This window comes from Streptomyces sp. NPDC002734 (assembly GCF_040295685.1).
Classification (GTDB): domain Bacteria; phylum Actinomycetota; class Actinomycetes; order Streptomycetales; family Streptomycetaceae; genus Streptomyces.
In genome coordinates, this window is the sequence record NZ_JBEOVU010000009.1 from 189926 (window position 1) to 202402 (window position 12477).

Sequence of the window (12477 nt, forward strand, 5' to 3'; positions counted from 1 at the left end):
TCGTAAACCCAGCGTAGTTCTCCGAATCCCATGCGTTAAGGGGCAAAGTTCCGTATGGCGAGATTGCTGCCCGGGCGGGAGTACGGAGTGTGTCCACGTGCTCCCGGTGTGTGGCCGTGCGCCCGGCCGTGCGCTCTACGTCGCCGGCGGCCGGGACTGTTCCATGGGTGATGCGTGGGTCGGCCCGCTGTACTGGATCCAGCGGGCTGGGGGACACCGCCGCCACATCCCCGCGGGCGGCGGACCGGTCCGGGAGGCGCAGCCCGCCTCCCGGACCGTACGTACTCCTCCGTATGTACGGAGAGTGTGCGCGGGGCTCCGCACATCGCACACAGTCGGCGTATTTGGCTGAAAATATGCCCCGCGCCGAGGGGTCGTCAGGGCCCTCCCGCCAGGTGAACGCAGGCGCACCGGGTGGTCACCGGGGGCGCGCCAGGGGGCGCATTCAAGTCGCCCCGGTGGAGCGCCACTTGACCGGGCCCTCGGGCGGCCGGCGCGGAGGGCGCGTCGGCATGCCTCCGTGACACTCCCTTCGTGGCAGCATGGTGCACAGGTTCGCTCGTGCACTGATTGTCCACAGCCTGTGGAGGCGTCGATGCGGTGGTTGGTGGGATGGAGCAGCACCGCCGCGGGCCATCGGCCGCCCGGCCCCGACCTCTTCGGCGCCTACGGCGAACCCGACGGCTACCCCGACGAGTTCGGTGAGGACACCCCCGAGCCGGTGGGCGCGCAGCTGCTGTGGGGAGGCGTCGACCCGCTGTGGGCGGTGGGCGACTGGCGGCCCGACGAGACCCGCGTCCTGATCGCCGACGCCCGCACCCGGATAGCGGTGGTGGGGCTGTGCGGGGCCACCGACGACCAGCTGCTGGCCGGTCTCTTCGCGGCCCGCGGCGGCGCGCTGCGCCACCTCACCGCCTGGCCCGGCAGCTACACCGTCGTCGTCCAGGTCGACCGGCGCACCACGATCTGCGGCGACCTGGCCGGCGCCCGCCCCGTCTTCCACACCCCCTGGCGGGGCGGCACCGCCTACGCCACCGCGGCCCTGCCGCTCGCCGACCTGGTCGGCGCCAACCTCGACTTCGGGCACCTGGCCGCACTGCTCGCCGCGCCGGAGGTCCCGGCCGCGGTGCAGGACTCGACCCCCTACGAAGGGGTGCGGCGCATCCCGCCGGGACACGCCCTGATCCTGCGCGCCGGAGCGCGCGAGGTCGCCGGGTACGAGCCGGTCGCCTCGCTCGCCGTGGCCGCGCCCTCCGCCGACCCGCACAGCGCCGTGGACGCGCTGCGCGAGGCGCTGGTGGAGGCGGTCCGCACCCGGCTGGCGGCTCCCCGGCACATGCCCGGCGCCGGGACGGACCCCGGGCCGGTGCCCGGCATGGGTCCCGCCGACCGCCGCGCCGACCGGATGCCGGTGCCCGGCATCGGCGCCGACCTGTCCGGCGGCCCCGGCTCCGGCACCCTGGCCCTGCTCGCCGCCGGTCTGCCCGGCCGCCCCGGCACCGTGCTCGGCCACGGCGCGGGCGCGGGGGAGCGGCTCCTCGCGGTCACCTTCAACGACCTGGCGGTCCGCGGCCGCGAGGCCGAGCTGGAGCGGGCGGGCACCCTGGCCGCCAACCCCCGGCTGCGGCACGTGGTGGTCGCGGGCGGCGCGGAGGCACTGCCCTACGCCGACCTCGACGGCCCGCTCACCGACGAGCCCGGCCGCTCGCTGGTCTCCGCGGCCCGGCACCGCGCCCGGTTCGCGGCCGGCAGCGCCGACCACTTCACCGGGCACGGCGCCCGCGAGGTCCTGGACGCCCACCCGGCGCGCCTCGCCGACCTGCTGATGGACCGCAAGCGCCGCCACCTGGTCCGGCCCACCATGGCCCTCGCCCGGGCGGACGGCTCGGTGCTGGTCCCGGCCCGGGTCTACGGCGCGGCCCGCAAGCTGGCCCGCACCTCCTACCCGGCCGGCATGAACGATTTGGCGGAGCGGCTGCGGCACCGCCGGTTCGACGACGGCTCCGCCGTGGCCGGAGCGGTGGAGGCCTCGCTGGCCGCGCTGGTGTGGGCCACCCCCGGTCCGGCCGCGCGGTGGCTGACCGGCGAGGCGCTGGCCGACGTCTCGGGGCGGCTGCAGGCGGCGACGCTGCGCGCGGCGGCCATGGGCCCCGGGCAGCGGCCCGGCGACTTCCGCGCCCGGGCCGCGCTGGCCCGCTACGCGGCGGACGTACGGGTGCTGGAGCAGGCGGCGGAGGTCCGCGCGCAGCGGCTGCACGCGCCGTTCCTCGACAACCAGGTGGTGCGGGCGGGGCGCGCCCTGCCGGAGACGCTGCGGGTGCGGCCCGGGGCACGGGCGGCGATCCTGCGCTCGGTCCTCGAGGGCGCGGGCGTCGGAGACCTGCCGCCCGGCTGGGGAGCGCCCAGCCACGCCACGGCGGAGGCCGCGGACCGGGCGGGACTGCGGGCCGCGGGGGACGTGCTGGGCGACCTGTTCACCTCGCCGTTCCTGGCGGAGGCGGGGCTGGTCGAGGCGCGGGTGGTGCGGGAGGCGTTGCGGGCGGGGGCGGAGGGCGAGCCGCTGGCCTCCGCGGGGCTCGCGGACATCGTCTCCCTCGAGCTGTGGCTGCGGCGGCTGCTGTCGCGGCGCGGCACCTGCTGGACCGGCACCGCCCGCCGCCGCGCCGCCCCCGCCGGCCTCACCCCACCCCGCCGCAAGGCCCTCGACGCGACGGGACGGTGACGGGGCGGGTCCCGTCACCGCGCCGCTTCCACCACCCTGCCGTTCCGCCCCCTGCGCCCACCGGTGTCGCCCAGCGGCACGATTGCCCGCAGGGCGGGTGGGGCCGTGGGCCCATGACGCGTGGTCGGGCCGGTGGCGCGTGGTCGTCCGCAGGTGGGCGGGGCCGTCCCGTGCCGTGGCGGCACGGTGGTCCGCCGCGGGGGAGGGGACGGTGACCGCACCCTCCTCGGCACGGCCGGCACCGTCCCGCCGCGAAGTCACCCGCAGACGAAGCGCGAGGCGGCCCAGTCCGCGGGGACCGCGAGGGCCCCGCCGCGCGGCTCGACGACGAGACGGACCGTCCGCCGCCCGGACAAGGCGACGGACACCGGCACCGCCGGATCCCCCGCCCGCACCACCCCGGACTGCCACAGCCGTACCCCGTCGGCGTGGATGGAGAACACCGCGGACCCCAGCCCCAGCGACATGTCGTCGATCCCTGCCATCGCCCGGTACGAGGTGCACGACCGGTTGAGGTCGATCACCACGGAGGACCGCCCGTTGACCGTCACCCCCTCGGGGTAGGTCACCCCGGCGACGGTGAGGGACCTCCGCTGCCAGACCCAGGTGCTCTGCGCGAGCCGCATCTCCGGCCCGCTGCCGTCACCGGAGACGCCGTACGGCAGGCCGCTCCACCGGTACTCGGCCGGCACCACGGGCGGGGGCGGCGACGGTTCCTCGGCCGGCCCGGGCTCCGGTTCGGGCGCGGGAGCGGGGGAGGGTGAGGGCGAGGGCTCGACGGACGGCACGGGCGCCTCGGCGGACGGCCCGGGCTCCGGCGGGGCGGACGACGCCGCCCCCGCCTCCACCGGCTGGGCGGGCCTCGCGGGCCCGGGCGACGGCGGCGCGTCCTCCGGCGCCGCGGCCGGCTCCGACACCGGCGGGGGACCGGCCACCGGCGTCGACGGCGCGGGGCGGTCGTCCCCGATCAGCGCGAGCGCCACCACCGCGGCGGCCACCGTGACCACGCCCGCGGCGATGCCCGCCTTGGCCGGAGCGCCCAGTCCCTCGGCCACCGCCCCGCCACCGCCGGCACCCGCACCGGTGCCCGCTCCGGAACCACCCGCGACCACACCCCCCGCGCCCCCGGCCGCCGCCGTGGCACCCCCCGCGCCCCCGGCCGCCGCCGTGGCACCCCCCGCGCCGCCGCCGGCACCCGCCGAGGCCACCGCCGACCCGCCCGCGGCCACCGCCCCGGCCCCGGTGCCGCCCGCGACGAGCCCCGCCACCTTGGCGTACCCCGCCGCGGCGAACCACCCGATGACGGCCACCGGCACCACCGCCGGGATGCCCTGCGCGACCTCCTTGATCTGCCCCGCCGCCATCCGGCACCGCGCGCACTCCTCGAGGTGCTTGCGCAGCCCCCGTTCGGCCCGGATCCGCAGCCCGCCCCGGGCGAACGCGCCCAGCCGGTCCGCGTGCCGGGCGCACTCCGCGTCGGCGGTCAGTGTCGCGCTGACGTGCGCCTGCAGGTACGCCTGCTTGAGGCCTTCACGGGCCCGGCTGGCGAGCACCCGCGTGCCGTTGGCGTCCAGCCCGAACAGGGTCGCGACCTCGCCCGGCGACTCGTCCTCGACCTCGGTGTGCCAGAGCACCGCCTGCCAGCGCTCGGGCAGCGAGCGGAACGCCCGCATCGCCAGGGACTGATCGGCCTCGTGCATCGCCCGCACGTCCGCGCCGAGTTCGAGCGTGTCGTCGTCCACCCGGTCGGTGCCGCGGATCGACTGCTCGACGAACACCGCGAAGTCGTCGACCAGTTGCTCGCGCCGGGTCGACCTGATCCACCCGGCGGCGGTGCGGCGCACGGTGGTCAGCAGGTAGGCGCGCACGGCGTGCCGCGGACCGGCTCCGCCGCGCACCGCCTGGAGCATGGCGGCGAACACCTCGGCGGTGAGGTCGTCCGCGGTGTGGGCGTCCCGGCAGCAGGTGCGGGCGTACCGGCGCACGGCGTCGGCGTGCCGGCGGTAGAGGGCCTCGTAGGCGGAGTCGTCCCCGGCCCGCATCCGCACGATCAACTCGGCGTCGGAGCCCGGGGCGGGGTCCCCGGCAGTCTCCCGGCCGCTGCCCGCCTCCCGCTGCACGGGGAAGAAGGCCCCGCGCCCGGGCCCCGCGGTCACCCCTGCCCCGTGCGACCGGCCCGCGGTCGCACGGGCCCCGGGCCCGGCCTCACGCGCCTCGCTGCCGGTCTCGCGCGCCCCGCTGCCGGCCTCACGCGCTCCGGCCTCGGGCTGCCGCGCTACCGGGCCGGGCGGCCCGGCCTGCTCGGGAATCCTCCCGGCGCCGGCGGGCCGTGACGCACCCGCGCCCGCACCCCTCGCACCCGTACCCGCACCCTCGCCGGCCCCGGCGCCCTTGTCGTTCCGCTCGTCCGCGCCCATATCTCGGCTGGCCCCCGCACGCCGGTCCGTCATGTCGCGGCCAGCGTGGCACAGCGGGACACGGCGTCGAGCGGACCGACGGAACTACCACTCGTCCGTGGGGTTTCGCCCGATCAGGGGTTCCAGCCAGGCACCCTCACGCGGCACAATCCGGGGCCGCGCACGAGGCCCCGGATCGAGCACCTGGACGGCCCCGGCCGCGCCCCGCCCGTCACCGGGCGGGGTCCCGCGTCAGGACGGCCGCGAACGCAGCCCCTCCAGCAGGATGTCCAGCAGCCGCGAAGAGGCCGCCGCCTGCTGCGCCGGGTCCGGCAGCGAGGGCGCGGCGGTCGCGATGACCAGCAGCACGTCCGCCACCGACACGTCCGTCCGCAGCTCGCCCGCGGCCCGCGCCCGGTCGACCAGCCGGCCGACCACGTCGAGCAGCGCCGCCGCTCCGGCGTCGTCGCCCGGCAGGCCGGACTCGCCGGAGTCCGCCGGGACGCTCCGCTGCTGCGGCACCCGGGCGTCGTCGGCCACGCCGACCCGCAGCACCTGCGGCGGCAGCAGCCGCCCGGCGCCCGAGGCGACCGAGGTGCGCAGGAACCGGGAGAGAGCCGACCACGGCTCGTCCTCCTGGCCCAGCGCGGCCCTCGCCTGGTCCGTCAGACGGGCCGTCTCCTCCTCGGCTATCCGCCGTACCAGCACGTCCTTGCTCGGGAAGCGCCGGTAGACCGTGCCCACGCCCACCCGGGCACGCCGGGCGACGTCCTCCATCGGAGCCCCGTAACCCAGCTCGCCGAACACCTCGCGGGCCGCGCGCAGTACGTGCTCCAGGTTCCGCTGCGCGTCCACCCGCAGCGGCGTCGTGCGCATCCCGCGGGCGGCGGCATGGGCGAGGCCGGTGCCGGTGACGCCCACCGTCGCCGCGACCGGCGTCGAAGCGGCCCGCGCGACGGCCGATGACGGCCGATGAGATTCCTGAGTCTGCATGTGTAACCCCCCGGTTCTTGCGTCTCCCCCCGGAGACTCCCCACCTTGGACGGCCGGGCCACGAGGAGAGGACGGATGCCAAGAAACCCGCCCGACGCGGACACGAACCGCGCATCCCCCCACACCCCGACGCACAACGAACATAGTTGAGTGGGCGTCAATTCAGAAGGGTCCCGTTCCGCGTGGGTGGGCCCTCGAAAGGAGTACACGGCGCACAAGTCCGCGCCGCGCCCCCGTCGGAAGCCCTCGATTCCCCCGCGACCTGCGGATTCCGCCGCGCGCTCCGATGCCACCGCCACGCTCCCGCGATCCGCCGCCGGTCACATGAATTGCCAAGGCTGTGGACAAAGTCCTGAGCGGGGTGCGTCATGGGGTGTGTGATGTTGAAGGAGCGCACCCGGGTACTGGTGGTGGGCGGCGGCTGCGTCGGGATGAACACGGCCCTGCGGCTGCAACGCCGCCTGCGCGCCGAGCTCCGCGCCGGCGCCGTGGAGATCGTCCTGATCACGGCCGACCCGTACATGACGTACCAGCCGTTCCTCCCCGAGGCCGCCGCCGGATCGATCTCCCCGCGGCACGTGGTGGTGCCGCTGCGCCGCGTCCTCGACGGCTGTCGGGTGATCGTCGGAGAGGTGACCGGCGTCGAGCACTCCCGGCGCCTCGCCCGCTACACCACCGCCGCCTCCGGGGAACGCGCCGCCCGCAACTCCTCCGCGCCCCGCGGCGAGTCGATCGGCTACGACGAGATCGTGCTGGCCCCCGGCTCCGTCTCGCGCACCCTCCCGGTGCCCGGCCTGGCCGACCACGGCATCGGCTTCCGCACCGTGGAGGAGGCCATCGGGCTGCGCAACCACGTCCTGGAGCAGCTGGACATCGCCGCCTCCACCCGCGACCCCGCCGTCCGCGAGGCGGCGCTCACCTTCGTCTTCGTCGGCGCCGGCTACGCGGGGGTCGAGGCGATCGCCGAGCTGGAGGACATGGCCCGCTACGCGGTCCGGCACTACAACACCATCGCTCCCGAGGACCTGCGCTGGCTCCTGGTCGAGGCGTCCGACCGCATCCTCCCCGAGGTCGACGAGCGGCTCGCCCGCTACGCCCTCACCCAGCTGCGCCGCCGCAACGTCGACGTCCGGCTGTCCACCCGGTTGCGCTCCTGCACCGACCGGGTCGTGGTGCTCGACGACGGCGCACGGCTGCCCGCGCGCACCCTCGTGTGGACCGCCGGGGTTCGGCCATCCCCGATGCTCGCCGCCACGGGCCTGCCGCTGGACCCCCGGGGGCGGCTGCGGTGCACCGGACACCTCGCCGTCGAAGGCGTCCCCCACGCCTGGGCGGCCGGCGACGCGGCCGCCGTCCCCGACCTCGCCGTCGACGCGCCCGGCACCACCGTGGCGCCCAACGCCCAGCACGCGGTGCGTCAGGCCCGGGTCCTCGCCGACAATCTCGTGCGCTCCCTGCGGGGTGAGCCGCCGGAGCGCTACGCCCACGCCCACCTCGGCGCGGTCGCCTCCCTCGGCCTGCGCAAAGGCGTCGCCCAGATCCGCGGGCGCCGGCTCACCGGCCGAGCCGCCTGGCTGCTCCACCGCGCCTACCACCTGGGCCGCCTGCCCACCCTCAACCGCAAGGCGCGGGTGCTCGCCGAATGGACGCTGGCCGGTCTGTTCGCGCGGGAGATCGTCTCGCTCGGCTCGATGGAGCACCCGCGTGCGGAGTTCGAACGCGCTGCCGGGGGAATGCATCCCGACGGCCCTCACCCCGACCCGAACGGGTCCACCTGACCGGACGAAGGAACTCCGCAAACGCGCCAGGCGTCCAACGGATGTCGGTGCAAACCGCCCCGGACCGCTCCGGGGCTGCCACACTGGTCCACCGTCCGCGGCGGCCGCCCGACCCGGCCGCATTCCGGAGCAGGCCGGAGACCACAACCCGAGGCAAGGATTCGTGAACTTCACGCGCTGGAGCGCCCGGCTCCCCGGAACGCAGCGCCGCGCCGCAGCGCGAGCGGGAACGGGGCCCTCCCCGGACGGAGCGACCCCGGGCCGGGAGGCCCAGGAGCGCCGGACCGACGGCTCGGTCCCCGCCGCCCGCGCCGAGCAGCCGGGCGGCGGATCCCGCCCCGGCGCCGCGGCCCTCGACGACCTGGCGGTCCACGAGGTGCTGGACCGCGTCCCCGCCCTGGTCGCCCTGGTCCACGGCACGGACCACCGCGTCGCCTACGTCAACGCCGCCTACACCGCCGCGTTCGGCCCCCGCACCCCGGGCGGAGCGGCCCGCGACCAGCTCCCGGAACTGGTCGAGACCGGCCTGCTCCCGCTCCTGGACCAGGTCCTGCGCAGCGCCCGCCCGCGCACGCTGAAGTCCCGCAAGGTCTCCGACGGCCGCTGCTACACCTTCACCTGCACCCCCGTGGCGGTCGAGGGGGAGCGGCACGGCGGCGTGCTGGTCTTCGCCGCCGACGTCACCGACCACGCCGAGGCGGCCGAGCGGCTGCGCGCCAGCGAGCGCCGTCAGCGCGAGACCGCGGTGACCCTCCAGCGCTCCCTGCTCCCGCAGGAGCTCGAGCAGCCCGACGACCTGCGCATCGCCGCCACCTACCACCCCGGCGGGACCGAGGCCGCGGTGGGCGGCGACTGGTACGACGTCATCACCCTCGGCGGCGGCCGCACGGCGCTGGTCATCGGCGACGTGATGGGGCGCGGAGTGCGCGCCGCCGCCGTGATGGGGCAGCTGCGCACCGCCGTGCGCGCGTACGCCCGCCTGGACCTCCCGCCGCACGAGGTGCTCCAGCTGCTGGACGGCCTGGCGTCCGAGATCGACGCCAACCAGATCGCCACCTGCGTCTACGCGGTGCACGACCCCAACGAGGGCCGCCTGGTCTACGCCTCGGCGGGCCACCTGCCGATCCTGGTCCGCGACGCCGAGGGCGAGGTGGTCCGCACCGAGGAGCCCACCGGCCCGCCGCTCGGCGCCGGCGGCTGGGTGCACGCCTCCGCCTCCGTGCCGCTGACCCCCGGGTCGACGGCCGTCCTCTACACGGACGGCCTGGTCGAGCGCCGCGACAAGGACCTCGACGAGGGGATCACGGCAATCGAGCGGGCGCTGGCCGGCGCGGGCGGCAACCCGCAGGTGATCTGCGACCGCCTGATGCGCTCCGCCGGGGTCACCGCCGACCACGACGACGACGTCGCCGTGCTGGTGGTCCAGCATCCCGAGCGCACCGGTGCCGCGGCGGACCTCTTCCGCCACGCCGAGCTGGAACTGCTCGGCGGCGCCGAGGCCGCCCCGCACGCCCGCGCGTTCACCTCCGGGGTGCTCGCCAGCTGGCGGTTCCCCGCGGACCTCTGCGACCTGGGTGTCCTGGCCGCCAGCGAACTGGTCGCCAACTCGCTCCAGCACGGGGTGCCGCCGATGCGGCTGCGGCTGCGCCGCACCGACCGCCGGCTGATCGTGGAGGTCACCGACGCGGACGACCACCTGCCGCGCCGCCGCCGCGCGGAGCCGGGCGACGAGTCGGGCCGGGGCATCGCGATTGTCGCGACCATCAGTTCCAGCTGGGGCTGCCGACGCACGCCGGGCGGCGGCAAGGCGGTCTGGTGCGAGTTCGCGCTGCGCTGAGCGCGCCGGCCGAGGGGCCGACGCGCTCGGAGTGATCCGCGCTCCCGGGTGCGGGAGCCGCGTGCTTACGCGTCCGCACCCACCGGCGCGGCCGGCGGCGAGGCGGGCGCGGACTGCGCCACCACCCGGGCGCGCGTGGCGTAGGGGTGGTTCTGCGCGGTGGTGAGCTGCCGCTCCAGCACCATCGCGAGCCCTGCCAGGCCGAGGCAGAACAGCAGCATCAGCACGATGTAGGGCCCGTGCAGCGCGGCGCCCATCGGCCCGCCCACAGCCGGGCCGATCGCCAGCGCCAGCTGCTTGACCAGGGCGAAGGCCGAGTTGTACTGACCGGCCAGCCCGCTGGGCGCGAGGTCGGCGACCAGCGGCGCCAGCGTCGGCGACAGCAGCGCCTCACCCAGTCCGAACAGCGCGTACACCGAGATGAAGGAGACGGTCGCCACGGCCTGGCTCACGTCGGCCAGCCCGGAGAACCCGGCGACCGCCCAGGCGACGGCCCACAGCAGACCCACGCCCGCGATCACCCGGGAACGCCGCCGCCGCTCCACGAACCGCAGCACCAGGAACTGGGCCAGCACGATCATCGCCGTGTTGGCGGCCAGCGCGGTGCCCAGCGTGGACGTCGAGATGCCCGCCGCCTCCACGCCGTAGGCGCTCAGACCCGACTCGAACTGCCCGTAGCAGGCGAAGAAGAGCACGAAGCCCAGGACGCAGAGCCAGACCATCGCCCGGTTGCGGAACAGCGCCCGCCAGTCGGCCTTGACCGCGGGCACCTGCTCCGGACCGCCGTCCTCAGGCAGCGCCGCCTTGGGCAGCCGCGTCGTCGCCATCACACCGGTGAGCAGGACGAACATCGCGGCCTGGATGGAGAACAGCAGGACGAACGAGCCGGGGCGCGACGGGTCCACCAGGTGGCCGCCGATCAGACCGCCGACGCCCAGACCGAGGTTCTGCAGGAAGAACTGCGTGGCGAACGCCCGGGTCCGTGAGAGCGTGGAGGAGCAGTCGACGACCAGGGTGGCCAGCGCCGGCTGCATCACGGCCTGGCCCGCGCCGAGCAGCGCCGCCGACAGCAGCACCGTGGTGGCGTCGGCGGACAGGCCCAGCGCCAGGGAGCCCGCCGCGGCCGTCACCAGCGAGGCCACCAGCACGGGGAGCGCGCCCCGCGACACGATGGCCCGCCCGGCGAACGGGAGCACGATCAGGGCGGCCACCGCGAACACCGCGAGGACCAGCCCCGCTGTCACGGCGCCCAGCCCCCGCACCTGTGCCACATAGACGTACAGATACGGAACGGTGAATCCCAGTCCGAACGCGCTGAGCGCGCTGCCCACCTGGATCCGCCGCATCGCCTTGCTCACTGTCACCTGCCTCGCTACGAGTCGTTAGCCCTGAACACTTCGAACCTAAAGTTCGAAGCTAAAGACTACACACCCAAGGTCTTCAGATGCCAAGTCTGTGCGTGCGATACTCCGCACATGGGCGACAACTCCGCAGACCCGACCGCAGCGGCTCTCGACGAGCCGACGCTCGAGGAGCAGATCGCGGCCTACCAGCGGGAGTTCCGGGATCTCGACCCACAGGTCGAGAAGGTCGTCTCCGCGCTGTCCCGGCTCAACCGGCGTATGAACGTCGCCTACAGCCGCCAGACCTCGGAGCTCGGCATCAGCAACGCCGAGTGGGAGGTGCTCAAGGCCCTGGTCCTCTCCGGCGCCCCCTACCGGATGGGTCCGGGCGAGCTGGCCAAGCGCCTCGGTCTGACCCCGGCCGCGATGACCCACCGGATCGACCGCATGGTCACCGAGAGCCTGGTGACCCGCGAGCGCGACGAGTCCAACCGCGTCCGGGTCATTGTCGAGCTCACCCCGCTCGGCCGCGAGCGGTGGCTGGACGCGATGCGGCTGGCGAGCGTCTTCGAGGAGGACCTCCTCCAGGACCTCTCCTCCGACGAGCGCGCCACCCTGGGCGAGCTGCTCAACCGGCTGCTCATCCGCGTCGAGCACGCCCAGCCGGACGCCGGCGGCCGCCTAAACGACCTGGACTGACGGCGCCGGCCGGGTCTCTTGACACGGCCCCCTCCGGTCCGTAAGGTTCTTCGAGTTGCCGCCGAGCCGTCACGGTTCCCCGGCAACCGTCCGCCGCTCTCAGCGGCACCTCACACCCAGCAAGATCACTCCCGCGGGATTCTTTTCGGCGTGCCCGGAATGCAATTCACGCGGATCTCGAGGTCTCCGGGCCGGCTCCGAAAAGGGCCGATTGGGAACCACGGGGAAGATCCGCTAAGGTTTGAGACGTCGGAACGGCCCAACAGCCGGGAAGACAAGCCCCTCTGACTGGGAATCAGGCGCCGAAAGGTTCTGATAGAGTCGGAACCGCCGGAAAGGGAAAACGCCGAAAGGCGAAGGACCTGGAAAGCACCGAGGAAATCGGAACGGAAACGGTCTGATAGAGTCGGAAACGAAGGAAGCGCCCGGAGGAAAGCCCGAGAGGGTCAGTACAAAGGAAGCGTCCGCACCTTGAGAACTCAACAGCGTGCCAAAAGTCAACGCCAGATATGTTGATACCCCGTCTCCTTCGGAGACGAGGTTCCTTTGAAAAAACACAGCGAGGACGCTGTGAACCGTCGAGCCTATTCCGCTCGCGGTTCCGCTCTCGTGATGTGTCACCCGATTACGGGTAAACATTCACGGAGAGTTTGATCCTGGCTCAGGACGAACGCTGGCGGCGTGCTTAACACATGCAAGTCGAACGATG

7 protein-coding genes and 1 rRNA gene are annotated in these 12477 nt (G+C 75.0%); 5 read left to right on the top strand and 3 right to left on the bottom strand.

The window, feature by feature from the left end:
- Nucleotides 1-595: 595 nt before the first annotated feature.
- Nucleotides 596-2722, top strand: a complete 2127-nt coding sequence (locus ABT026_RS11160) for an asparagine synthase-related protein (protein WP_351113878.1) — start codon at nucleotides 596-598, stop codon at nucleotides 2720-2722.
- A 257-nt stretch (nucleotides 2723-2979) separates the two neighbouring features.
- Here the strand turns inward: ABT026_RS11160 and ABT026_RS11165 are convergent, their stop codons facing one another.
- Together ABT026_RS11165 and ABT026_RS11170 are read right to left on the bottom strand one after the other, a co-directional pair.
- Nucleotides 2980-5139: a sigma-70 family RNA polymerase sigma factor gene (locus ABT026_RS11165; protein ID WP_351113901.1), complete on the bottom strand. Its 2160-nt coding sequence runs from the start codon at nucleotides 5137-5139 to the stop codon at nucleotides 2980-2982.
- 231 nt (nucleotides 5140-5370) lie between these two features.
- Nucleotides 5371-6111 (bottom strand): TetR/AcrR family transcriptional regulator, encoded by a 741-nt coding sequence (locus ABT026_RS11170; RefSeq protein WP_351113879.1) that lies wholly within the window; start codon nucleotides 6109-6111, stop codon nucleotides 5371-5373.
- Nucleotides 6112-6491: 380 nt separating this feature from the next.
- Between ABT026_RS11170 and ABT026_RS11175 the strand changes: the two genes are divergently transcribed.
- A complete protein-coding gene (locus ABT026_RS11175; RefSeq protein WP_351113880.1) occupies nucleotides 6492-7889 on the top strand; it encodes an NAD(P)/FAD-dependent oxidoreductase in 1398 nt (465 codons plus the stop codon).
- Between the two features lie 163 nt (nucleotides 7890-8052).
- On the top strand, nucleotides 8053-9726 hold the full coding sequence (locus tag ABT026_RS11180) for an ATP-binding SpoIIE family protein phosphatase (RefSeq protein WP_351113881.1): 1674 nt from the start codon (nucleotides 8053-8055) through the stop codon (nucleotides 9724-9726).
- 65 nt (nucleotides 9727-9791) lie between these two features.
- Here ABT026_RS11180 and ABT026_RS11185 read toward each other — a convergent pair whose 3' ends face one another.
- On the bottom strand, nucleotides 9792-11084 hold the full coding sequence (locus ABT026_RS11185) for an MFS transporter (RefSeq protein WP_351113882.1): 1293 nt from the start codon (nucleotides 11082-11084) through the stop codon (nucleotides 9792-9794).
- 117 nt (nucleotides 11085-11201) lie between these two features.
- On the opposite strand from ABT026_RS11185, the gene ABT026_RS11190 reads away from it, so the two are divergent.
- Nucleotides 11202-11768, top strand: coding sequence for a MarR family winged helix-turn-helix transcriptional regulator (locus tag ABT026_RS11190; RefSeq protein WP_351113883.1), 567 nt, complete (start codon nucleotides 11202-11204; stop codon nucleotides 11766-11768).
- A 638-nt stretch (nucleotides 11769-12406) separates the two neighbouring features.
- Nucleotides 12407-12477 (top strand): 16S ribosomal RNA (locus tag ABT026_RS11195); the annotation flags it as partial.

What these genes read in the sequence shown, in the direction of transcription:
- ABT026_RS11160 (WP_351113878.1), top strand. Translation starts at nt 596, where the DNA reads ATGCGGTGGTTGGTGGGATGGAGCAGCACCGCCGCGGGCCATCGGCCG.
- ABT026_RS11165 (WP_351113901.1), bottom strand. Translation starts at nt 5,139, where the DNA reads ATGGGCGCGGACGAGCGGAACGACAAGGGCGCCGGGGCCGGCGAGGGT.
- ABT026_RS11170 (WP_351113879.1), bottom strand. Translation starts at nt 6,111, where the DNA reads ATGCAGACTCAGGAATCTCATCGGCCGTCATCGGCCGTCGCGCGGGCC.
- ABT026_RS11175 (WP_351113880.1), top strand. Translation starts at nt 6,492, where the DNA reads ATGTTGAAGGAGCGCACCCGGGTACTGGTGGTGGGCGGCGGCTGCGTC.
- ABT026_RS11190 (WP_351113883.1), top strand. Translation starts at nt 11,202, where the DNA reads ATGGGCGACAACTCCGCAGACCCGACCGCAGCGGCTCTCGACGAGCCG.